Raw genomic sequence first — 20,580 nt, 5'->3', positions numbered from 1 at the left:
GAGGCCCGGATATGGCACGTGAACGTGGGGAGCGGGATAACCGCGACCGGCAGCCGCGCGAGCGGGAAGAAAGCGAGCTGATCGAGAAGCTCGTCGGTATCAACCGCGTCGCCAAGGTGGTCAAGGGTGGTCGTCGCTTCGGCTTCGCCGCTCTGGTCGTCGTTGGCGACGGCAAGGGCCGCGTCGGCGTCGGCTCGGGCAAGGCCCGTGAAGTGCCGGAAGCGATCCGCAAGGCGACCGATCAGGCCAAGCGCGGCATGATCCGTGTTCCGCTGCGCGAGGGCCGTACGCTGCATCACGACACCAACGGTCACTTCGGTGCCGGCAAGGTCGTGCTGCGGGCGGCTCCGGCCGGTACCGGCATCATCGCCGGCGGTCCGATGCGCGCGATCTTCGAGGCTCTCGGCGTTGCTGACGTCGTGACCAAGTCGATCGGCACGTCGAACCCGCACAACATGATCAAGGCGACCTTCGACGCCCTGACCCAGGTCACCAGCCCGCGTTCCGTCGCGGCGCGTCGCGGTCGTCGCGTGAGCGACATCCTCGGCCGTCGCGAGGCCGGCGCCGGACAGGAGGCCTGATCATGGCGGAGAAGAAGACCGTCGTCGTGACCCAGATCGGCAGCCCGATCGGCCGCAAGCACGACCAGCGCGAGACGCTGGTCGGTCTGGGTCTCAACAAGCTGCACCGGACCCGCGAGCTGGAGGACACTCCGGCCGTGCGGGGCATGATCGCCAAGGTCGCGCACCTGGTCCGCGTCGAGAACGAGGGCTGAGATCATGACCAAGCTTAACGACCTGCGTGACAACGCCGGTGCCCGCAAGGCGCGCATGCGCGTCGGCCGTGGTATCGGTTCCGGCAAGGGCAAGACCGCTGGCCGCGGCGTGAAGGGTCAGACCTCGCGCACCGGTGTGGCGATCAACGGCTTCGAAGGCGGGCAGATGCCTCTGCACCGCCGCCTGCCGAAGCGCGGTTTCCGGAACATCTTCGCCAAGGAGTACTCGGTGGTTAACCTGGGCATGGTCCAGAAGGCCATCGACCTGGGCAAGCTGAATGCTTCCGAAACCATCGATGCCGCGGCGCTCAACGCTGCCGGTGTCACCGGCAAGGTGAAGAAGGACGGTGTCCGTCTGCTGGGCAATGGCGAGCTGACCTCGAAGGTTTCCTTCACGGTCGCCGGCGCGTCCAAGTCGGCGATCGAGGCCGTCGAGAAGGCGGGTGGCAGCGTCACGCTGACCGCGCCCGCCGCCGAAGCCGCCGAGTAAGGTTCCGCGTAAAGCCCGTGCTTGCGCACGGGCTTTTGTGGCACTACAAAAAGCGAAGTCGCGAGGGGCGGCCTGCGTCATGCAGTGCCGCCCCGTTCGCGCTTACGGGACAGGGATTGGACCATGGCATCAGCGGCCGAGCAGCTTGCCGCCAACATCAATTTCGGGGCTTTCTCCAAGGCGACCGAGCTGAAAAAGCGGATTTGGTTCACCTTGGCGGCCCTGATCGTCTACCGGCTGGGCACCTACATCCCGCTGCCGGGCATCGACCCGACGATTCTCAGCGACGTCTTCAAGCAGCAGGGCGGCGGCATCCTCGGCATGTTCGACATGCTGGCCGGCGGCGCGCTCAGCCGCATGACCATCTTCGCGCTCAACATCATGCCGTACATCTCGGCGTCCATCATCGTGCAGTTGCTGACCGCCGTGTCGCCGCAGATGGAGGCCATGAAGAAGGAAGGCGAGGCCGGGCGCAAGAAGCTGAACCAGTACACCCGATTCGGCACGGTGGCGCTTGCCACGGTGCAGGCCTATGGCCTTGCGGTTGGTCTTGAGGCGATGCGCGGCTCCAGCGGGGCGGCGGTCATCGATCCAGGACTGTTCTTCCGCGTCGCCACGGTCATCACGCTGGTTGGCGGCACCATGTTCCTGATGTGGCTGGGCGAGCAGATCACCGCCCGCGGCATCGGCAACGGCATTTCGCTCATCATCTTCGCCGGCATCGTCGCGGAACTGCCGCGCGCTCTGGTCAACACGCTGGAACTCGGCCGCCAGGGTGCCTTGTCCACCCTGTTCATCATCCTGATGCTGGTGATGTCGGTCGGCGTGGTGTTCTTCATCGTCTTCATGGAACGCGCCCAGCGTCGCCTGTTGGTGCAGTATCCCAAGCGCCAGGTCGGCAACCGCGTGTTCGGCGGCGAAGCGTCGCACCTGCCGCTGAAGATGAACACGGCCGGCGTCATCCCGCCGATCTTCGCGTCGTCGCTGCTGCTGCTGCCGCTGACTGCGGTGGGCTTCGCCGGCGGCGAGGGGCCGGAGTGGTTGCAGGCGGTGTCGCGCTATCTGGCGCACGGCACGCCGCTGTACATGCTGCTCTACGCCTCGCTGATCGTGTTCTTCTGCTTCTTCTACACGGCCATCGTCTTCAATCCGGCGGAAACGGCCGAGAACCTGCGGAAGTATGGCGGCTTCATCCCGGGCATCCGTCCGGGCAAGAACACCGCCGATCATATCGACTATGTGCTGAGCCGGCTGACGGTCATCGGCTCCGCCTACCTTGTGGCGGTTTGTCTCCTCCCCGAAATCCTGATATCCCAGCACTCGGTTCCGTTTTATTTTGGCGGCACCAGCCTGCTGATCGTGGTCACCGTCACGATGGACACGGTTGCGCAGATTCATTCCCATCTGCTGGCTCACCAGTATGAGGGATTGATCAAGAAATCGAAGCTTCGGGGGAGAAAGTAATGAACCTCATACTGCTCGGTCCGCCGGGCGCCGGGAAGGGGACCCAGGCGCGCCGTCTGGAAGACACGCGTGGCTTGGTGCAGTTGTCCACGGGCGACATGCTCCGTGCCATGGTGGCGGAAGGTGGGCCGCTCGGGCAGCAGGCGAAGGAGATCATGGCCGCCGGCAAGCTGATGCCGGACGAGCTGATGGTCAGCATGATCGCCGAACGCATTTCCAAGCCCGACGTCAAGAACGGCTTCATTCTCGATGGCTTCCCGCGCACCGTGGCCCAGGCCGAGGCGCTGGACAAGATGTTGGAGGAGAAGGGCCTGAAGCTCGATCATGTGATCGAGATGCGGGTCGTCGACGATGTCCTGGTGGAGCGCATCACCGGCCGCTACACCTGCGCCAAGTGCGGCAAGGGCTATCACGACAGCTTTGAGAAGCCGAAGGTCGACGGCGTCTGCGACGTCTGCGGCAGCACCGAGTTCAAGCGGCGCGCCGACGACAATGCGGAGACGGTGACGACCCGTCTTGCCCAGTACCACCAGCAGACCGCGCCGATCCTGCCCTATTACCAGGGGTGCGGCGTGTTGAAGGCGGTGGACGGCATGGCCGACATCGATGAGGTGACGAAGGAGATCGAAGCGGTCCTCGCAGGCTGAGGATCCCGTCTGGTCCAATGACAAAGGCCGCAGTCTCCGGTGGGAGGCTGCGGCCTTTGTCGTTCTTTGGTACTGGTCGGCGGAGCGGCGGCGTCAGGCGGTGGGTGTGCCGGGGGAGGGCGGGGCATCGGCCTGGAGTGGCGCCGGGGTCGTCGGCTCCTCGGTCATGGTGCGGTAGCGGGCCAGGATCCAGCCGAGATGGGCGGTAACGGCATTGGCGGCGGCATCGGGGTCGCGGCGGGCGATGGCCTGATGAATGGCGCGGTGATGCTCGATCATCAGCGCTTCGTGGTTCTCCATGAAGGGCTCGGTGTGCTTCATCTCGACCATGTTGCCGAGGATGTCGCGGATGGTGGACAGCAGGTGCAGATAGACCGGACTTCCGGACGCCTGGGCAACGGCGACGTGGAAGTCCATGTCGTCCGCCGCGCGGCCGCCATCCCGGTTGGTCTCGCCCATCGCCTGCAGGATGCGGCCGATGGTGTCGATCTGTTCCTGCGTCGCCCGTTCGGCGGCACGGCGGGCCGCCCAGCCTTCCAACGCCATGCGGATCTCGACGAGGTCGCACAGGTTCTGGTGGGTGCTGCGCACCATGGTGGTCAATGCGCCGTCCATCACCCCGGCCGACGACACCACGCGGGTGCCGCCGCCCTGGACGGCGGTCAGAAATCCCTGGGTCTTCAGCTTCTGCAGGGCCGCCCGCACGGACACGCGGCTGACATGCAGCTGTTCGGCGAGTTGGCGCTCGCCCGGCAGACGCTCCCCCGGCACCAACTCGCCGCGCGCAATGCGGTCGAGAAGCTGTTGAGCCACCCACTCCGAAATGCGCTGCGAGGAGGAGGGGACGTGAGCGCTGTCGTCGGTGCCGGGCACGGGTGGTTTCCCTTCGGTCGGAAAGCGGTTTATTGGCAGTTGGTAATACCGGTAGCCGTCTCGGCCGGCCTGGTCAATGGTCGACAGGCCGCCTGCGGCGCCTTGCCCGCGGGATGAAAAGACATGGCGGGCCGGTTCACCGATTGCACAGCGCCGCCTGATATCAGCGGCTGCCGCGCCGGGCCATCAGGATGCCCATCAGGATCACGGCGGCGCCCACCGCCTGCAGGGTTCCCAGCGGTTCGTTCAGCAGCACCCAAGCCAGGATCGCGGCGGCGGCCGGCTGCAGCAGCAGGCTGACGGACGAGAAGGAGGTCGGGAGATGGGCCAGGGCGTAGGCAATCAGGCTCTGCCCGCCGGCATGGCTGAACAGCGCCAGCCCGGCCAGCACCAGCCATCCGGCGGCGGTCGCCGGCAGCATCGCCTCGCCGTCGTAAAGACCGAGCGGCAGAAGCACGGCCGCGGTGATGACGCCGCTCCAAGTCATGATGGTGGCGGTGGAGAACTCGGCGCGCAGATGTCCGACCGACAGGATGTAGCCGGCATAGAAGACGGCGGTCAGCAGACCCAGCGCGTCGCCGAACAGATGGTCGGCGCTCAGCTGGAAGCTCTGCCCCATCAGCACGATGGCACCGGCCAGCGCCAGCAGCATGCCCAGAACGAAGCGGCCGGTGATGCGCTCCTTGAACAGGAACCAGGCGGCCGGCGCGACGAACAGCGGCGCGAAGTTGGCCAGCAGCGTGGCGTTGGCGACGGAGGTGTAGCGGATGGAGGTGTGCCAGACCGCAAGGTCGCCGGCAAAGCAGAGGCCGGCCAGGGACAGCCGGCCGTAATCGGCGAGCGAGGAGGGGCGCCGGCTGGCTCGGCCGGTGGGCTGTCGCGATTCTCCGACCATCCACAGCGCCAGCACCGGGGTCGCCAGGGCCATGCGCCAGAAGCCGGTGGCAACCGGCCCGACATCGGACAGGCGGACGAAGATCGGGGCGAATGCGATGCCGAGGGCGCCCAGCAGCAAGGCGATCAGGGCGACGCGTTGCGTCCGGGATGCATGGTCGATGGGGATGGCACTGGCGTCTGGCATGGGATCGCTTATATCCGCCGATGATTTGGCAGGCCAGCAGGACGCGCGTCATGGCTGCCGTGCGCGTCCGGGTTTCGCCTTTACGGTGTCGGCCGAGCGTGTCTGCCCAGTGTGTCGGTCCGGTGCGTCAGCGTGGGCGGATGCGGCGCAGCGATACCGACTCGTCGTCTTCCGATCCGAAATCGTCATAGTGGATCGGGCAGCGGCCATCCTTGCGCGGCTTGTCCTTCACCGTCGCGGGGTACCACTCGCCCTTCCATTCCACCTCCACCCGCATGCCGGGCTGGCACAGCGAGGCGCCGGCCGGGTAGCTGCCGGTGTTGTTGGACGCCGCCGGGGACTGGACCGGAGATTGGGCGGCGCCCGGCGGCATCGGGCTCAGCCTCGGCGCGGCTGCGGGGACCGGCGCGGGCTTCTCCTGGTCGCAGAAGGCGGTGCACACCGTCCGGGCGATCACCTGACCGCCGCAGCTGCCGCCGAAACAGTCGCGATAGTCGGCCTCGCACCGCGCTTCACAGCTGCTGTTGCCGCAGGAGTAGGAGCGGTCGAAGTCGCTGACCGACTTCTTGATCGGCTTCTTCTCCGCCTGCTGGCGGTTGACGTAGGCCTGATACTCGTAAAGCGCCCGCGACCGCGCCTCGTTCACGCAGGCCTGTTGGTTCAGGCCGCAGTTCTGGCGGCAGAAATTGCGGTTCTGCTGGCACTGGTTGACGCACAGCCGCCCCTCCGCCGAACTGGGCGGGATCAGGCTGTACTGAGTCTCATAGACGGGACCGCAGGCGGTGAGCAGCGCCATCACGGCAAGGCAGAGGGTGAGCAGGCGAAGCATGCAGGGTGTCTTCCGGGTGGGTTCGCGCGGAAAGGGAAGGGCAGCGTAACAGCTTGCCGATCGGGCTACCACCATCGGCCGCGCTTCCGCCCGGCGTGGCGGTTGCGTTAGTGTGGCGTATGGTTGCTTCCACCCCTCATGATTCCCCGCTCTCCGCCGGCCAGTTCCAGGATGGGCCGCCCGAACACCGGCAGCCGGTCACCGCGCCTGCGCCCGCGCCGCGACTCGCCACCCCGCTGCTGGGTGCCGGTGATCCGCCGCCGGCGACCACGCTGAACCCCGACGCGGGCGGGCCGCTGCTGCTGGTGTGCGACCATGCGTCCCGTGCGATTCCCAAGGCGCTGGGCGACCTCGGCCTGCCGGAGGAGCAGCTCTGCCGCCACATTGCCTACGACATTGGCGCGGCGGAGGTGACGCGGCGGCTGGCTGCGAGGTTCGGCGCCACGGCGGTGCTGTCCGGCTTTTCCCGGCTGGTCATCGACCCGAACCGGGCGCTGGAGGATCCGACCGCGATCCCGGTGGTCAGCGACGACGTGGTGATCCCCGGCAACCGCGCCCTGGATGCCGACGAGCAGGCCCGGCGGGTGGAGGCGCTGTTCCATCCCTACCATGCGGCGGTGGCGGCGGCGCTTTCGGTCATCCGCGGTCGCGGGCAGGTGCCGGTGGTGGTGTCGGTCCACAGCTTCACCCCCGCCATGCGCGGGGTGGCGCGGCCCTGGCACATCGGCGTGCTGTGGGACAACGACCCGCGCCTGCCGGTGCCGCTGATCGAGGCGCTGACGGCCGACGGGCGCTGGTGCGTCGGCGACAACCAGCCCTATTCCGGCCGCGGCACCCTGGGCGGCACGGTGGAGACCCACGCGACGCCCGCCGGCTATCCCAACGTCCTGCTGGAGGTGCGGCAGGACCTGATCGCGACGCCGGAAGGTGCCGATCTGTGGGCTCAGATGATCGGGGACGCGCTGGAGCCGCTGCTGGACCTGCCGTCGCTGGCCATCATCCAACATTATCCGCGGGCCTGAACACGAGATGGAAGCCTCCGTGACCGAACCGTCCTTCACCATGGGCCTGGAAGAAGAATATCTGCTGGTGGACCGCGGAACGCGCGACATCGTGCAGAGCCCGCCGGACGACATGCTGGAGGCCTGTCAGGAGCAGGCGCCGGGCCGCATCCATCCGGAATTCCTGCGCTGCCAGATCGAGGTCGGCACGCCGGTTTGCAAAACGCTGGCCGAGGCGCGGGCCGAACTGGCGGCCTTGCGCGCCACGGTGGCCGGGGTGGCCGACCGCTACGGGTTGGCGCCGATCGCCGCCTCCACCCATCCCTTCGCCGCGTGGGAGCCGCAAAAGCACACCAACCGCGACCGCTACAACATGCTGGCCCGTGATCTGGGTGCGCCGGCCCGCCGGCTGATGATCTGCGGCATGCATGTCCATATCGGGATCGAGGACGACGACCTGCGCATCGACCTGATGAACCAGGTCCGCTATTTCCTGCCGCATCTGCTGGCGCTGTCGACCTCCTCGCCCTTCTGGCGCGGGCGCGACATGGAGCGCCGGTCCTACCGGCTGAGCGTGTGGCACGAGTTGCCGCGCACCGGCATGCCCGACGGTTTCCAGAGCTACGGCGAGTATCAGAGCCACGTCGCGGTCCTGGTGAATGCCGGGGTGATCGAGGATGCCAGCAAGCTGTGGTGGGACATCCGGCCGTCCTCGCGCTTTCCCACGCTGGAGATGCGCATCACCGACATCTGCACCCGGCTGGACGATGCGGTCACGGTGGCGGCGCTCTACCGCTGCCTGCTGCGCATGCTGTGGCGGCTGAAGCTGCGCAACGTCACCTGGCGGCCCTACAAGAACCTGCTGATCGAGGAGAACCGCTGGCGTGCTCAGCGTTACGGCTTGGACAGCGGTCTGGTCGATTTCGGCCAGGGCCGCATCGTGCCCTATGCCGACCTGCTGGACGAGATCATCGAGCTGACCCGCGAGGACGCCGAGCATTTCGGCTGCACCGCCGAGGTCGAGCGGGCGCGCGAGATCGTCAAGCGCGGCACCAGCGCCCACCGCCAGATCGCGATCTTCCAGGCGGCGCTCGCCGACGGTGCCGGCGAAGACGAGGCGCTGCGCCGGGTGGTGGACTGGCTGGTGGAGGAGACGATGGTGGGAGTGGCGGCCGGCGGGCAGACCGCTTGACTCCTTCCCCATGCGTTGCCCCTGCCAACCGGCTTGACGCGCGCGTCATGTCTCCATACGCTTCCGCACCGTCGATGCCGCTGGAATGCGGGTTGAACAGGGCTGGCAAAATAAAAAGCTGACAAGCAGAGAGGGCCGCTCGACCATTGGCGGCCCTCTTTCCAATCCAAGGGGAGGGAGGAGCATGGCCGGCGCCAAGTTCCTGAAGTTCGATACGCAGAGTCTTCATGCGGGGCAGCGGCCCGATCCGGCGACCGGGGCGCGGGCGGTTCCGATCCACCTGACCTCCTCCTACGTCTTCAGCGACGTCGATCAGGCGGCGGCCCTGTTCAACCTGGAACGGCCGGGCCACATCTATTCGCGCATCTCCAACCCCACCGTCGCGGTGCTGGAAGAGCGCTTGGCGACGCTGGAAGGCGGGGTGGGCGCCGTCTGCACCGCAAGCGGTCAGGCCGCCATGACCCTGGCGATCATGACGCTGATGGGAGCGGGTGGGCACATCGTCGCCTCCTCCTCCATCTATGGCGGCAGCCGCAACCTGCTGGCCTACACGCTGCCGCGCTTCGGCATCACCACCACCTTCGTCCATCCGCGCGACCTCGACGGCATCCGCGCGGCGATCCGTGCGGAAACTCGGCTGGTCTTCGGCGAGGTGCTGGGCAATCCGGGGCTGGAGGTGCTGGACGTGCCGAAGGTCGCGGCCATCGCGCACGAGGCCGGCATCCCGCTGATGATCGATTCGACCTTCACCACCCCCTATCTCTGCCGCCCGTTCGAGCATGGCGCCGACATCGTCATGCATTCCTGCACCAAGTGGCTGAGCGGGCACGGCACCGCCATCGGCGGCGTGGTGATCGACGGCGGCCGGTTCGATTGGGAGGCGTCCGGCAAGTTCCCGACCCTGACCGAGCCCTATGCCGGCTATCACGGCATCGATTTCGCCGAGGAATACGGCCCGGCGGCCTTCATCGCCCGCGCCCGTGCCGAGGGCCTGCGCGATTTCGGCGCCTGCATGAGCCCGATGAATGCCTTCCAGATCCTGCAGGGCGTGGAAACGCTGCCGCTGCGGATGAAGTGCCACATCCACAACGCCCGCAAGGTCGTCTGCTTCCTGGAAGGGGAGCTGAATGCCGAGAAGGGCGCCGTCGCCTGGGTTTCCTACCCGGAACTGGTGGACCATCCCGACCATGCGCTGGCCTCCCGGCTGCTGCCGCACGGTGCCGGCTCGATCATCTCCTTCGGCATCCGCGGGAGCGGGCAAGGCGGCGGGGAGGGCGGCAGCCGCGAGGCGGGGCGCCGCTTCATCGAATCGCTGACCCTGTTCTCGCACCTCGCCAACGTCGGCGACGCCAAGTCGCTGGTCATCCATCCCGCCAGCACCACCCACGCCCAGCTGGATGCGGAGGCGCTCGCCGCCGCCGGGGTGGGGGAGGACATGATCCGCCTGTCCATCGGGCTGGAGGATTGCGAAGACCTGATCGACGACCTGAAGCAGGCGCTGCGCGCCGCCACCAAGGGCTGAGGGCCGCGCCATGCAGCTGACCGTCAACGGAACCCCCGTCTTCGTCCACACCGGCGGCCGGGAGATCGATCCCGCGCGTCCCGCAATCGTGCTGATCCACGGCGCCGGCATGGACCACAGCGTGTGGAGCCTGCAAAGCCGCTATCTCGCCCACCATGGCCGCTCGGTCCTGGCGGTCGATCTGCCGGGCCATGGCCGCTCCGGCGGGGAACCGCTGGGCAGCATCGCCGCCATCGCCGACTGGGTGATCGCGCTGCTGGATGCCGCCGGGCTGGAGCGCGCGGCGCTGATCGGCCATTCCATGGGCGCGCTGGTGGCGCTGGATGCCGCCGCCCGCCATGGCACGCGGGTGGAGGCGGTGGCGCTGCTGGGCGTGGCTGAACGCATGCCGGTGCATCCGGACCTGCTGGCCGCCGCGCATGCCGGCGAACAGTCGGCCATCGAGATGGTGATCGGCTGGGGCCATGGGCCGCGCGGCCATGGCGGCGCCCAGGGCGGCAGCTGCCCGACACCGGGCCTCGCGCTGATCCCCGGCGGTCGCCGGCTGATGGCATCGGTCCGGCCGGGCGTTCTGGGGGTCGATCTCGCGGCCTGCAACGAATACGGGCAGGGGGCGGATGCCGCGGCGTCGGCCGCCTGTCCCGCCCTGTTCCTGCTGGGTGCGCTGGACAAGATGACTCCGGCCAAAGCAGGGCGTGCTCTGGCCGCGCGCGTCAAGTCCTCGCAGGTCGTCGTCCTGCCCCAGACTGGGCATATGGTGATGACCGAAGCGCCGGACGCCGTGCTGGACGCGCTGACCTCTTTCCTGTCCTTGCGCCGGGGGTGATGGTTTCACCCGCGAAATCATCAGGGTCGAACCCGATTTTTTCTGACATAACCCGTTAATCGTCTGCTGCCTACTCTGACCGGCAGGATCGGATTGCCGTCCCGGATCGTGAACGGCGGCAAGCCGGCCCAACCAATCATTGCCGGTTCAGAGGTGCCATCTTGCAGGCAGGCGAACGGTCGGTCGACGCCCAGAGCCGCATGTCGGACGGAGCGGTCGCGGTGCTGTCGATGGACGGTCGCGTTCTCCGGAGCGGCCAGGCGGCGGCGGAGGTGCTGGGTCACCCTCCCCAGGCGCTCATCGGCGCCACGCTGGACCTGCACATTCATCCCGAGGATCTGCAGGAGGCGCAGCAACGGCTTCGGATCAGGGCCGCCGCCCCGGCCGGCAGCAGCGGCCGCTCGATCTTCCGCTTCCGCCATGCCGATGGCGGCTGGCACTGGCTGGAGGTGACCGCTCGCAACGAACTGGCTGATCCGGAAATCGGTGGGCTGGTCCTGACCGTCCGCGACGTCAGCGACGCCATCGCCCTGTCGGAGCGGCTGCGCGCCAGCGAGGCGCGTTATCGCACGCTGGCGGAAGCGGCGCCGGTCGGCATCCTTCAGGCCGATGCGGCCGGTCAGGTGCTGTTCGCCAATGCCCGCCTTTCCGCCATCACCGGGCTGGAGTCCGACCGGCTGCTCGGCGACGGCTGGCTTGGGGCCGTCCATCCCGACGACCGGGCGCGGGTTGCCACGGAGTGGCGGAGCGAGGTTGGATGGGACCCGGCGCCGACTGATTTCCGCTTCCACGATCCGGAGGGGGAGGGCTCCGACCGCCGGGTGCTGTGCCAGCGCATCCTGATGGAGGATGGCGGGACCATCGCCACCATCACCGATGTCAGCGAATATCTGCACACCGCCAACGCCCTGCGCCTGTCCGAAGCGCGCAACGAGGCGATCCTCGACACGGTCGCCGAAGCCATCCTCACCGTGGACGAGGCCGGCATGCTGCTCGGCTTCAACCGCGCGGCGGAGGCGATGTTCGGTGTTCCGGCCGGGGACCTGCTGTGGCGGCCCCTCGACCGGCTGATCCCGCTGGCCTATCTGCGGGAGGAGGGCGGCGTCCGGCTGGAATTCGCGCCGGGCCAGACAACGGCCCTGGTTGCCCGCGACCGCGCCGCCGAGGCGGAACGCGCCGACGGAACCCGGTTTCCGGTGGAACTGTCGGTCAGCGCCAGCGAAGTGGAGGGACGCCGGATCTATACCGCCATCCTGCGCGATGTGACCGAACGGCGCCGGGCGGAGGCCGAACTGCTGGCCGCCAAGGAAGCGGCCGAGGCAGCCGACCGTGCCAAATCGACCTTCATCGCCACCATGAGCCATGAACTGCGCACCCCGCTGAACGCGGTGATCGGCTTCTCCCAACTGCTGGAGGCGCGGTCGGACGCGCCGTCGGCCGGTGGTCAGGGGCAACAGCGCGATTGCGTCGTCGCCATCAGGAAAGCCGGCGAGCAGCTGCTGGCCATCATCGACGATATTCTCGACATGGCACGTGTCGAGGCCGGCGGGCTGTCGCTGGCCGAGGAGCCGGTCGACCTGTGGGCGCTCGCCGCCCAGGCGGTGGCCGACCTGGAGTTCCAGGCCGACCGCCAGGGCGTGACGGTGGAGGTCGCTGCCGACGGCGATCTGCCGCCGATGCGGGGCGACTCGCGTCGCCTGCGTCAGGCGCTGTGCAACCTGCTGTCCAACGCCATCAAGTTCAGCCATCCGCAGGGCGTGGTTACGCTGACCATGGCGCCTGCCGCAGACGGCTGGGTGGAGTTGGCTGTGCGCGACCATGGCATCGGCATGCGGGCGGACGAGATTGCGACCGCCCTGACCCCCTTCGCTCAGGTCGAACAGAGCGCCACCCGCCAATACGAGGGGATCGGCCTCGGCCTGCCGCTCGCCTTGCGTCTGGTGGAGGCGCATGGCGGCACCCTGACGCTGCACAGCGAACCCGGTCGGGGCTGCACCGCAGCCGTCCGTCTGCCGACGTCGCGCGTCATGACCATCGAGGACATGCTGGCGAGCATGATGTGATCGCCGCGACACCCGTTCTGGCCCGATGCGCCGGGATGTGCCAAAAGCTGTCGCCATCCTTGCCCGTGACGGCGGGCGGCTTTGCAGAGGTGGGTGTGCGATGGCGGGTCCGGACAAGACGATGGGGGTGCCGAAGGAAGCCGTGGTGCTGGTCAGCGGCGGCCTCGATTCGACGACGGTGCTCGCCATCGCCAAGGCCGAGGGCTATCGCGTCAACGCCCTGAGCTTCCGCTACGGACAGCGCCATTCGGTGGAGTTGGAGGCGGCACGGCGCGTGGTCGCGGCGATGGGGGTGGAGCGGCATGTGATCGCCGACATCGATCTGCGCGCCTTCGGCGGCTCCGCCCTGACCGACAGCATCGACGTGCCCAAGCACGGCAGCGCCGCAGACCTGGAGGCCGATCTGGGGCAGGGCATTCCCGTCACCTATGTGCCAGCGCGCAACACCGTCTTCCTGTCCTTCGCGCTGGCCTGGGCGGAAACGCTGGGAGCGTCCGACCTGTTCATCGGCGTCAACGCGCTGGATTATTCCGGCTATCCCGACTGCCGCCCGGAATACATCGCGGCCTTCGAAACCCTGGCCAACCTCGCCACCAAGGCCGGGGTGGAGGGGAAGAGCCGCTTCAAAATCCATGCGCCGCTGATGACGCTGGACAAGGCTGCGATCGTCCGCCGCGGGTTGGAGCTTGGGGTGGACTACAGCCTCACCCATTCCTGCTACGATCCGACGCCGGAAGGGCTGTCCTGCGGCGCTTGCGACAGCTGCTTGTTGCGGCTGAAGGGCTTTGCCGAAGCCGGAATGAGCGACCCGATCCGTTACGCTGCCGCAACGGCACCGTAACGGAAAAGGTCGTTTCGCAAGCGGCCGTTATTTCTCAGGCATCACTTCCAGGGCATTTCGGTCCACAAGCTGCGGAACTCGCCGTCCAGCTGCTTCAGCTCGGCGGCGAAGGCGTCCGCGCCGATGATGCGGAGGGGCTGGAAGGTCTCGCGTGCTTTGGCCTGGAATTCCGGGTCCATCGCCGCCTTGGTGATCGCCTCGATCAGGGTGCCGCGGATGTCCGGCGGCAGACCCTTCGGGGCGCCGATGCCGCGCATGGACACCATGTCGATGGCATAGCCCTGTTCGCGGAAGGTCGGCAGGTCCGGCGCCATGTCCCAGCGCGCCCGGCTCATCACCCCCAGCATGCGCACGGGATCGCCTCCGGCGACCCCGCGCAGCCCCTCGCCAAGATTCTGGTCGCTGATCCTGATGTGGGAGCCCAGCATCGCGCGGTAATTCTCGGCGCTGCCGGCGAACGGCACATGGGTCAGCTTCACCCCGGCCTGCCGTTCCAGCAACAGCATGGCGAGATGGTCGTCGGAGCCGATGCCGGTGGAGCCGACGGTGAGTGCGCCAGGATTCCCCTTCGCGAATTCCACCACGTCGGCGACCGACCGGAACGGGCTGTCGGCACGGACGGTCATCACGCCCGGATCGTCGACGATGTTCACCAGCGGGTCCAGCCGGTCCAGCCCATAGCGCGCCTGCCGCTCGATCGGGATGGTGATCAGGTTGGGCGTGTTGATGAAGCCGATCGTGTAACCGTCCGGCGCCGCATCGGCGATGGCGGCGAAGCCGATCTCGCCGCCGGCCCCCGGCCGGTTCAGGACGACGATGCGCCCGCCGCCCAGATAGCGCTCGATATGGGGTGCCAGCATTCGCGCGGTGACGTCGGTGGAGCCGCCGGCACCATAGGCGACGATCATGGTGATCGGCTTCTCGGGATAGGCGGCCTGCACCGTCGCGGGGGAGCCCGCAAGCCACAGCATCAGGGTCGCGAACGCCGCAACCAGGAAAGACGCTGCACGGCCGCCGGCCATGCGCGGGGGGAGAATCGCTGCTGTCATCGTTCGTCGTCCGATCCTTCGGGCTCCGCTCCCGGTCAAACCGGAGTTACCCGTTCATTGCGCGTGTATGTAGAAGGTCAGTACATACCATAAAGGGTGATATGCCGCAAATCTGATGAAAAATGTCTTGAGTTTTCTCGGGAAATTCTCTCCCTAACGGCTGAGACCGGCAAGAACGCTCTCGACTGGGAGGTATCGTCCGGAGATAATGCAACCGGCGGGGATGGCGTCGGTGGCCGGATTGGCGGCTTTTCGCCTTGTCCCCAGGAGCGCGGGCCGCATTCCCCGATGAAGCGGAAGCGGCGCCGGCCCTTCCGCCATCGCATGGCTGAGAGAGCGGACACATCCATCCAATGACACATACCCTGAGATCGCCCCGGTCGGCCGCATCCCGGCTAAGATCGCCCCAGGATCTTGCGGCCGGGCTGCTGCTCAGCGTCCTCGCCCTCGGCGGGCTCTGGCTGGCGCGCGGCTGGGAGGCGGGGTCGCTGGCCATGATGCAGGCCGGGTTCTTCCCGCGGCTCGTCTGCTACTTCCTGCTGGCGGTTGGGCTGGCGACCATGCTGCGCGGACTGACGGCGCAGCGGCCGGCGACGCTGGCCTGGGCGTGGAGGCCGTCGATCGCCATCACCATCGCCGTGATCGCCTTCGCGGCTCTGCTCGACAGGCTGGGTCTGGTGCTCGCCATCCTGGCGCTGATCGGCATCGGCGGATTGGCCGGGCGGCCGCTGCGTCCCGGCCCCTTCACGGCCCTGTGGGCCACGCTGGCCACCAGTTGCATCGCCATCTTTTCCTGGGGACTGGGCCTGCCGCTCCAGATCTGGCCATGATGGACGTCCTCGCCAATCTCTGGCTCGGGCTGGGTGTGTCGGTCGAGCCGATGAACCTGGTCTATTGCTTCCTCGGCGCCTTGATCGGCACGCTGATCGGCGTGCTGCCCGGTCTGGGGCCGACGGCGACGGTGGCCCTGCTGTTGCCGATCACCTTCTATCTGCCGCCGGTGGGGGCGCTGATCATGCTGGCCGGCATCTTCTATGGCGCCCAGTATGGCGGATCGACCACAGCCATCCTGGTGAAGCTGCCCGGCGAATCCTCCTCGGTCATGACCTGCCTGGACGGCAACGCCATGGCGCGGCAGGGTCGCGGCGGTGTCGCGCTGGCCACGGCGGCGCTTTCGTCGCTGTTTGCGGGCTGCGCCACCACCCTGGTCATCGCGCTGGCCGGTCCGCCTCTGGCCGGGATGGCGCTGGCCTTCGGTCCGTCGGAATATGTGGCGCTGATGCTGGTCGGCCTGATCGGCGCGGTGACGCTGGCCCATGGGTCGGTGGTGAAGGCGGTGGCGATGATCCTGGTCGGGCTGCTGCTGTCGATGGTCGGGACTGATGTCAATTCCGGCCAGATGCGCTTCACCTTCGACATTCCGCAACTCTATGACGGACTGGACTTCGTGCCACTGGCGATGGGGCTGTTCGGCCTTGCCGACATCATCATCAACCTGGAAGAGACGGAAGGCCGCGGTATAGATCCGTCCCCGGTCCACCGGCTGTGGCCGTCGCTGCAGGACTTCAAGGATGCCTGGCCGGCGGCGGTGCGCGGCACGGCGTTGGGCGCCTTGCTGGGAATCCTGCCGGGTGGCGGGGCGACGCTCAGCGCCTTTTCCTCCTACGCGCTGGAAAAGAAGGTGGCGCGCGATCCCTCCGCCTTCGGCAAGGGCGCCATCCAGGGCGTCGCCGGACCGGAGGCCGCGAACAATGCCGGCGCCCAGGCCAGCTTCATTCCGATGCTGAGCCTCGGCATCCCGTCGAACGCGGTGATGGCGCTGATGGTCGGCGCCATGATGATCCACGGCATCACGCCGGGACCGCAGATCATGACCAAGCAGCCGGACCTGTTCTGGGGCATGATCGCCAGCATGCTGGTCGGGAACGTCATGCTGGTGGTGCTGAACCTGCCGCTGATCGGGCTTTGGGTCCGGCTTCTACGCGTGCCCTATGCCTATCTGTTCCCGGCCATCCTGGTCTTCTGCTGCATCGGCACCTACAGCCTGAAGAACGACGTGTTCGACGTGCTGCTGATGGCCGGATTCGGCGTGTTCGGCTATGTGCTGAAGAAGCTGGAGTGCGAGCCGGCGCCGCTGCTGCTTGGCTTCGTCCTCGGTCCCTTGCTGGAGGAGAACCTCAGCCGCGCCATGCTGCTGTCCCAGGGCGACCTGACCGTCTTCGTCACCCGCCCGATCAGCGCCGGCCTGATGGCGGTGGCCGTTGGATTGCTGGCACTCATCCTACTGCCGGCCTTCCGCCGCCAGCGCGAGGTGGCTTTCAAGGAATAGGGCTGGCCTTACCCGGAACCGGGTCCTGGGGCGTTACACCGCGGGATTCGGTTCTTGCCGAATAAGATAAAATTTTATATAAATGCTCTTGTACTTGTTCGGGATGATGGGAGCGCATCATGGCCGCCAATGCTTGGTTCGGACGTCGACTCACCGGCGGCGCTATGCGCGCGGTGATCCGCGAGCATCGCCGGGCCAACGCCCGCAAACGTGCGCTGACCCGTGACGTTGCCCGCCTGATGCTCGTCGCCTCCGTCCTCGTGCTCGGCGTGCTGGCGGTGGAGATCGGGCGCAAGGCCGTCACCATCATCAGCCACGGCGCTGCCCAGAACTCGGTCGAACTCACCGGGTGACCAGGGCGGCTGACCGGGGCGGCTGAGCGGCCCGTTCAGGGCAGGACCACCACATAGCGTTTGGTCGTGGTCGCGACCACGGTCCAACTGCCTTGGAACCCCGGTTCGATGACGAAGCGGTCCCCCGCCTTCAAGGTCCAGGACCGGCCATCGTCATGGGCGACGACGCTTTCGCCCTCCAGGATTTCGCAATACTCCCACTCGTCATAGACGATGCGCCAGGAACCCGGCGTCGACCGCCATGTTCCGGCGAACCGCTTGCCGTCGGCCGATTCGTAATCGTTCCAGGTGGTGAAGACGGGGGCACCGGACAGGATGCGGTCAGCCGCCGGGCCGCCGGTTTCGGGGGTGGTGCCGTCCAGGTCGGGCAAGGGAAGCAGGGTCATCGCTGAGACTCCTCACCAGTCCGACAATAGCGCGGGCAGGTCGCGCATGGATTCCAGCCTGCGGTAATGCTCGTCCGGAACCTCGGCTTCCTCATGGGCCCAGGTGATGGCATAGGGGATGTGGACGGCATGGGCGCCGGTCGCCAGCACCGGCAGGATATCCGACCGCACCGAGTTGCCGACCATCAGGAAACGCGCCGGGTCGATGCCGTGGCGGTCCATCACCCGCCGGTAGGTCGCCGGGTCCTTCTCGCTGACGATCTCCACCGCATGAAACAGCTCCGACAGGCCGGAGCGGGCGATCTTGCTTTCCTGGTCGAACAGGTCGCCCTTGGTGATCAGGACCAGCCGGTAGCGGGACGCCAGCGCCTCCACCACCTCCGCCACGCCGGGCAGCAGTTCCACCGGGTGGTCCAGCATCGCCTTGCCGAAGTCGATCAGGCTCTGCAGGTCGCGGGCGGCGACCTTGCCGTCGGTGACCGCGATCGCCGTCTCCAACATCGACAGGACGAAGCCCTTGATGCCGTAGCCATAGACCCGGAGATTGGCCCGCTCCGCCTCCAGCAGGCGGCGGTCGAGATCGGTCGGGTCGGCGGCATGGGCCAACAGGGTGCGGAAACGGTCCTGCGTCATCGAAAACAAGGATTCATTGTGCCACAGCGTGTCGTCGCCATCGAACCCGATGGTGTCGAAGGTCTGGCCGCCGGGGATATGGATGCCGCTCATATGCCTGTCCGCAGGTTCGCTCGATTGATCCGTAAGTAAAACAATACATGACCCAAGTCGGCCGGTCTTGTCCAGGGTAGGAAGGTGCGGGGGTCCATTATTGTCCGTCTACCAAACCGTAAGTATCCGGAATGACGATTTTGCCACAGATCGGTGACATTCCATGGCGAGTTCTTCGCTGCCTGCAAAGCGGGCATGTTGCCGCCGGGGGTGGCAACATGGCTCAAAGGAGCGTAATTATATTTCCACACAAGGAGGACGTGATCGCCGACCGGCGGACCCTCCATAACAAGACATCTCAGGAATCTCTATCATGGCAACCCTTCTGCATTCGGCCGAGACCGGCCACGCCACCTCCACCTTCGGTCATATCGTCGAGGTCGCCTCGAACCTGCTGGGCCTGTGGCGCCAGCGCGTCGTGACCCGCCGCGAACTGGGCTATCTGGACGACCGTATGCTCCAGGACATCGGCTTCAGCCGTCTGGATGCCGAGCGTGAGATGTCGAAGCCGTTCTGGCGCGAATGAGCGCCTGCACGCCGGCCGGCGAACGCACCGGAAAAGGCCGCTTCCGTTGATCGGAAGCGGCCTTTTTCTTTGTCCGTTGTTCTGGCTGCCCAACAGATGGGCTGCTCAAAAAATAGCCGGCAGGAAAAGAAAAGCCCGCCCCCGGATCGATCCGGCAGGCGGGCTTTTTCTTGGACCGACTTGGGGAAGGGCAGAGCGCTGCCCCGCCTCCTCAGATGCAGTAATGCTTGAGCGGCTCGAAGCCGTTGAAGCAGACGGCCGAGTAGGTCGTGGTGTAGGCGCCGGTGGCGTGGATGCGCACGCGGTCGCCCGACTTCAGTCCCATCGGCATCTTGTAGTCGGCACGCTCATACAGCACGTCGGCGCTGTCGCAGGTCGGGCCGGCCAGGATCACGGCCTCGCGGTCCTCGTTCTGCTCGTCGCCCAGGACCTCGATCGGATACTGGATCGCCTCGTCCATAGTCTCGGCCAGACCGCCGAACTTGCCGATGTCCAGATAGACCCAGCGCTTGGGATCCTCGGCCGACTTGCGCGACACCAGGACCACTTCGCTCTCGATGATGCCGGCGCTGCCGACCATGCCGCGGCCCGGCTCCACGATGGTTTCCGGCAGGTGGTTGCCGAAGTGATTGCGCAGCGAGTCGAAGATCGCCTGGCCGTAGGCGGTGCATTCCGGCACGTCGGTGCGGTAGCGGGTGGGGAAGCCGCCGCCCAGGTTGATCATGCCGAGGTCGACGCCCAGCACCTCAAGCTCGCGGAACAGCTGCGCCACCTGGAAGATGGCATGGTCCCACTGCATCAGGTCCTTCTGCTGCGAGCCGACATGGAAGGACACGCCATAGGGCTGCACGTCCATGTCGCGGGCCTTCAGCAGCAGCTCGCGCGCCATCGTCAGGTCGCAGCCGAACTTGCGCGACAGCGGCCATTCGGCGCCCTCGCCCGAAGTCAGGATGCGGCAGAAGACGCGGGCGCCGGGGGCGGCACGCTCGATCTTCTCCAGTTCCGGCTCGCTGTCGAAGGCGAACAGGCGCACGCCCAGCTCATAGGCGCGGCGGATGTCGCTTTCCTTCTTGATGGTGTTGCCGAAGGAGATGCGCTCCGGGGTGGCGCCGGCGGCCAGCGCCATCTGGATTTCCGGGACCGAGGCGCAGTCGAAGGCGGAGCCGAGACGGGCCAGCAGGCTGAGGATTTCCGCGGCCGGGTTCGCCTTCACCGCATAGAAGATGCGGGCGTCGGGCAGGGCATCGTGCAGATCGTTGTAGTTCTGCTCGACGACATCCAGATCGATGACGAGGCAAGGGGTCTGCGGGCGCTGCTCTTCGAAAAAGCGCGCAATCTTCTGGGTCATCTCAGTCTCCTGGGACGCAAGATGATGGAACGGAAAGGGTGAAGTCGGGGGGAGGGAGCGGCCGGGCGGGCCGATCAGCAACTGAAAAAGCTGATCAGGCGCTCAGGCCGCCAATACTGGATTGCCCCGTACAGAACCCTGTTCTGTCCGTATGGTCCAGGAGCGGCAGATTTCGGAGACGGGTGAGCACGCGCCCACCCACAACAACATCAACCATCGTAACCTCCAAGTCGCCGCCTTGTTTAAGGGACGGTCGGGG

At 67.0% G+C, this 20,580-nt stretch carries 22 protein-coding genes; 15 read left to right on the top strand and 7 right to left on the bottom strand.

Translation table 11 applies throughout. The features are described 5' to 3' along the window. Nucleotides 1-11 precede the first annotated feature (11 nt). The 5 genes from rpsE (at nucleotide 12) to J2Y49_RS10910 (ending at nucleotide 3,376) form a co-directional block, all read left to right on the top strand. Nucleotides 12-581: a 30S ribosomal protein S5 gene (gene rpsE, locus J2Y49_RS10930; RefSeq protein WP_014246902.1), complete on the top strand. Its 570-nt coding sequence runs from the start codon at nucleotides 12-14 to the stop codon at nucleotides 579-581. Nucleotides 582-583: 2 nt separating this feature from the next. After that, nucleotides 584-775, top strand: coding sequence for a 50S ribosomal protein L30 (gene rpmD / locus J2Y49_RS10925; RefSeq protein ID WP_014246903.1), 192 nt, complete (start codon nucleotides 584-586; stop codon nucleotides 773-775). A gap of 4 nt (nucleotides 776-779) precedes the next feature. Beyond that, complete coding sequence (gene rplO / locus J2Y49_RS10920; RefSeq protein ID WP_310114891.1) at nucleotides 780-1,265, top strand: 50S ribosomal protein L15; 486 nt, start codon at nucleotides 780-782, stop codon at nucleotides 1,263-1,265. Between the two features lie 123 nt (nucleotides 1,266-1,388). Beyond that, the gene (gene secY / locus J2Y49_RS10915; protein WP_014246905.1) at nucleotides 1,389-2,729 is read left to right on the top strand and encodes a preprotein translocase subunit SecY; all 1,341 of its coding nucleotides are present in this window, start codon (nucleotides 1,389-1,391) and stop codon (nucleotides 2,727-2,729) included. Then, a complete protein-coding gene (locus J2Y49_RS10910; protein WP_310114887.1) occupies nucleotides 2,729-3,376 on the top strand; it encodes an adenylate kinase in 648 nt (215 codons plus the stop codon). The genes secY and J2Y49_RS10910 overlap by 1 nt, the downstream gene beginning before the upstream one ends. Before the next feature lie 93 nt (nucleotides 3,377-3,469). Here J2Y49_RS10910 and J2Y49_RS10905 read toward each other — a convergent pair whose 3' ends face one another. The 3 genes from J2Y49_RS10905 to J2Y49_RS10895 form a co-directional block, all read right to left on the bottom strand. Further along, entirely contained in the window at nucleotides 3,470-4,249 is a 780-nt protein-coding gene (locus J2Y49_RS10905) for a FadR/GntR family transcriptional regulator (protein ID WP_310114885.1), read from the bottom strand. A 163-nt stretch (nucleotides 4,250-4,412) separates the two neighbouring features. Next, nucleotides 4,413-5,330: a DMT family transporter gene (locus J2Y49_RS10900; RefSeq protein WP_310114883.1), complete on the bottom strand. Its 918-nt coding sequence runs from the start codon at nucleotides 5,328-5,330 to the stop codon at nucleotides 4,413-4,415. Nucleotides 5,331-5,457: 127 nt separating this feature from the next. Beyond that, nucleotides 5,458-6,159: a hypothetical protein gene (locus J2Y49_RS10895; RefSeq protein WP_310114881.1), complete on the bottom strand. Its 702-nt coding sequence runs from the start codon at nucleotides 6,157-6,159 to the stop codon at nucleotides 5,458-5,460. 119 nt (nucleotides 6,160-6,278) lie between these two features. Between J2Y49_RS10895 and J2Y49_RS10890 the strand changes: the two genes are divergently transcribed. The 6 genes from J2Y49_RS10890 to queC all read left to right on the top strand — a co-directional run bounded on the left by J2Y49_RS10890 (nucleotide 6,279) and on the right by queC (nucleotide 13,604). Next, on the top strand, nucleotides 6,279-7,181 hold the full coding sequence (locus J2Y49_RS10890) for an N-formylglutamate amidohydrolase (protein ID WP_310114880.1): 903 nt from the start codon (nucleotides 6,279-6,281) through the stop codon (nucleotides 7,179-7,181). A gap of 19 nt (nucleotides 7,182-7,200) precedes the next feature. Next, nucleotides 7,201-8,352: a carboxylate-amine ligase gene (locus J2Y49_RS10885; RefSeq protein WP_310114879.1), complete on the top strand. Its 1,152-nt coding sequence runs from the start codon at nucleotides 7,201-7,203 to the stop codon at nucleotides 8,350-8,352. A 184-nt stretch (nucleotides 8,353-8,536) separates the two neighbouring features. Beyond that, nucleotides 8,537-9,874: an O-acetylhomoserine aminocarboxypropyltransferase gene (locus J2Y49_RS10880; RefSeq protein ID WP_310114878.1), complete on the top strand. Its 1,338-nt coding sequence runs from the start codon at nucleotides 8,537-8,539 to the stop codon at nucleotides 9,872-9,874. 10 nt (nucleotides 9,875-9,884) lie between these two features. After that, on the top strand, nucleotides 9,885-10,700 hold the full coding sequence (locus J2Y49_RS10875) for an alpha/beta hydrolase (protein ID WP_310114877.1): 816 nt from the start codon (nucleotides 9,885-9,887) through the stop codon (nucleotides 10,698-10,700). 161 nt (nucleotides 10,701-10,861) lie between these two features. Beyond that, nucleotides 10,862-12,763, top strand: coding sequence for a PAS domain S-box protein (locus tag J2Y49_RS10870; RefSeq protein ID WP_310114876.1), 1,902 nt, complete (start codon nucleotides 10,862-10,864; stop codon nucleotides 12,761-12,763). 100 nt (nucleotides 12,764-12,863) lie between these two features. Then, on the top strand, nucleotides 12,864-13,604 hold the full coding sequence (gene queC, locus J2Y49_RS10865) for a 7-cyano-7-deazaguanine synthase QueC (protein ID WP_310114874.1): 741 nt from the start codon (nucleotides 12,864-12,866) through the stop codon (nucleotides 13,602-13,604). A 41-nt stretch (nucleotides 13,605-13,645) separates the two neighbouring features. Here the strand turns inward: queC and J2Y49_RS10860 are convergent, their stop codons facing one another. Then, the gene (locus J2Y49_RS10860) at nucleotides 13,646-14,653 is read right to left on the bottom strand and encodes a tripartite tricarboxylate transporter substrate binding protein (RefSeq protein ID WP_310114872.1); all 1,008 of its coding nucleotides are present in this window, start codon (nucleotides 14,651-14,653) and stop codon (nucleotides 13,646-13,648) included. A gap of 353 nt (nucleotides 14,654-15,006) precedes the next feature. Between J2Y49_RS10860 and J2Y49_RS10855 the strand changes: the two genes are divergently transcribed. From J2Y49_RS10855 to J2Y49_RS10845, 3 genes are all read left to right on the top strand, one after another. Continuing rightward, on the top strand, nucleotides 15,007-15,483 hold the full coding sequence (locus tag J2Y49_RS10855) for a tripartite tricarboxylate transporter TctB family protein (protein ID WP_310114870.1): 477 nt from the start codon (nucleotides 15,007-15,009) through the stop codon (nucleotides 15,481-15,483). Beyond that, nucleotides 15,480-16,982 carry a tripartite tricarboxylate transporter permease gene (locus tag J2Y49_RS10850; RefSeq protein WP_310114869.1) on the top strand — a complete coding sequence of 501 codons (1,503 nt, stop codon included), beginning with the start codon at nucleotides 15,480-15,482 and terminating at the stop codon, nucleotides 16,980-16,982. The genes J2Y49_RS10855 and J2Y49_RS10850 overlap by 4 nt, the downstream gene beginning before the upstream one ends. A 119-nt stretch (nucleotides 16,983-17,101) precedes the next feature. Beyond that, nucleotides 17,102-17,335 (top strand): hypothetical protein, encoded by a 234-nt coding sequence (locus J2Y49_RS10845; RefSeq protein WP_310114868.1) that lies wholly within the window; start codon nucleotides 17,102-17,104, stop codon nucleotides 17,333-17,335. A gap of 35 nt (nucleotides 17,336-17,370) precedes the next feature. Here the strand turns inward: J2Y49_RS10845 and J2Y49_RS10840 are convergent, their stop codons facing one another. Then, nucleotides 17,371-17,721 carry a cupin domain-containing protein gene (locus tag J2Y49_RS10840; RefSeq protein ID WP_310114867.1) on the bottom strand — a complete coding sequence of 117 codons (351 nt, stop codon included), beginning with the start codon at nucleotides 17,719-17,721 and terminating at the stop codon, nucleotides 17,371-17,373. 12 nt (nucleotides 17,722-17,733) lie between these two features. Continuing rightward, complete coding sequence (locus tag J2Y49_RS10835) at nucleotides 17,734-18,447, bottom strand: HAD family hydrolase (protein ID WP_310114866.1); 714 nt, start codon at nucleotides 18,445-18,447, stop codon at nucleotides 17,734-17,736. A gap of 313 nt (nucleotides 18,448-18,760) precedes the next feature. Between J2Y49_RS10835 and J2Y49_RS10830 the strand changes: the two genes are divergently transcribed. Next, a complete protein-coding gene (locus tag J2Y49_RS10830; protein WP_310114864.1) occupies nucleotides 18,761-18,973 on the top strand; it encodes a DUF1127 domain-containing protein in 213 nt (70 codons plus the stop codon). A gap of 211 nt (nucleotides 18,974-19,184) precedes the next feature. Here J2Y49_RS10830 and J2Y49_RS10825 read toward each other — a convergent pair whose 3' ends face one another. Continuing rightward, nucleotides 19,185-20,321 carry a type III PLP-dependent enzyme gene (locus tag J2Y49_RS10825; RefSeq protein WP_310114863.1) on the bottom strand — a complete coding sequence of 379 codons (1,137 nt, stop codon included), beginning with the start codon at nucleotides 20,319-20,321 and terminating at the stop codon, nucleotides 19,185-19,187. Nucleotides 20,322-20,580: the final 259 nt, after the last annotated feature.

The sequence above is a fragment of the Azospirillum sp. BE72 genome, from assembly GCF_031455875.1.
Lineage (GTDB): Bacteria > Pseudomonadota > Alphaproteobacteria > Azospirillales > Azospirillaceae > Azospirillum.
This window is presented reverse-complemented; position numbering and strand designations above follow the sequence as displayed.

Excerpts from the sequence above, each read along its gene's own strand:
- J2Y49_RS10835 (WP_310114866.1), bottom strand. The coding sequence starts at position 18,447 with ATGAGCGGCATCCATATCCCCGGCGGCCAGACCTTCGACACCATCGGG.
- J2Y49_RS10830 (WP_310114864.1), top strand. The coding sequence starts at position 18,761 with ATGGCAACCCTTCTGCATTCGGCCGAGACCGGCCACGCCACCTCCACC.
- J2Y49_RS10845 (WP_310114868.1), top strand. The coding sequence starts at position 17,102 with ATGGCCGCCAATGCTTGGTTCGGACGTCGACTCACCGGCGGCGCTATG.
- rpmD (WP_014246903.1), top strand. The coding sequence starts at position 584 with ATGGCGGAGAAGAAGACCGTCGTCGTGACCCAGATCGGCAGCCCGATC.
- J2Y49_RS10850 (WP_310114869.1), top strand. The coding sequence starts at position 15,480 with ATGATGGACGTCCTCGCCAATCTCTGGCTCGGGCTGGGTGTGTCGGTC.
- J2Y49_RS10910 (WP_310114887.1), top strand. The coding sequence starts at position 2,729 with ATGAACCTCATACTGCTCGGTCCGCCGGGCGCCGGGAAGGGGACCCAG.
- J2Y49_RS10900 (WP_310114883.1), bottom strand. The coding sequence starts at position 5,330 with ATGCCAGACGCCAGTGCCATCCCCATCGACCATGCATCCCGGACGCAA.
- J2Y49_RS10875 (WP_310114877.1), top strand. The coding sequence starts at position 9,885 with ATGCAGCTGACCGTCAACGGAACCCCCGTCTTCGTCCACACCGGCGGC.
- secY (WP_014246905.1), top strand. The coding sequence starts at position 1,389 with ATGGCATCAGCGGCCGAGCAGCTTGCCGCCAACATCAATTTCGGGGCT.
- J2Y49_RS10860 (WP_310114872.1), bottom strand. The coding sequence starts at position 14,653 with ATGACAGCAGCGATTCTCCCCCCGCGCATGGCCGGCGGCCGTGCAGCG.
- J2Y49_RS10855 (WP_310114870.1), top strand. The coding sequence starts at position 15,007 with ATGACACATACCCTGAGATCGCCCCGGTCGGCCGCATCCCGGCTAAGA.
- J2Y49_RS10895 (WP_310114881.1), bottom strand. The coding sequence starts at position 6,159 with ATGCTTCGCCTGCTCACCCTCTGCCTTGCCGTGATGGCGCTGCTCACC.
- queC (WP_310114874.1), top strand. The coding sequence starts at position 12,864 with ATGGCGGGTCCGGACAAGACGATGGGGGTGCCGAAGGAAGCCGTGGTG.
- J2Y49_RS10880 (WP_310114878.1), top strand. The coding sequence starts at position 8,537 with ATGGCCGGCGCCAAGTTCCTGAAGTTCGATACGCAGAGTCTTCATGCG.
- rplO (WP_310114891.1), top strand. The coding sequence starts at position 780 with ATGACCAAGCTTAACGACCTGCGTGACAACGCCGGTGCCCGCAAGGCG.
- rpsE (WP_014246902.1), top strand. The coding sequence starts at position 12 with ATGGCACGTGAACGTGGGGAGCGGGATAACCGCGACCGGCAGCCGCGC.
- J2Y49_RS10890 (WP_310114880.1), top strand. The coding sequence starts at position 6,279 with ATGGTTGCTTCCACCCCTCATGATTCCCCGCTCTCCGCCGGCCAGTTC.
- J2Y49_RS10825 (WP_310114863.1), bottom strand. The coding sequence starts at position 20,321 with ATGACCCAGAAGATTGCGCGCTTTTTCGAAGAGCAGCGCCCGCAGACC.
- J2Y49_RS10840 (WP_310114867.1), bottom strand. The coding sequence starts at position 17,721 with ATGACCCTGCTTCCCTTGCCCGACCTGGACGGCACCACCCCCGAAACC.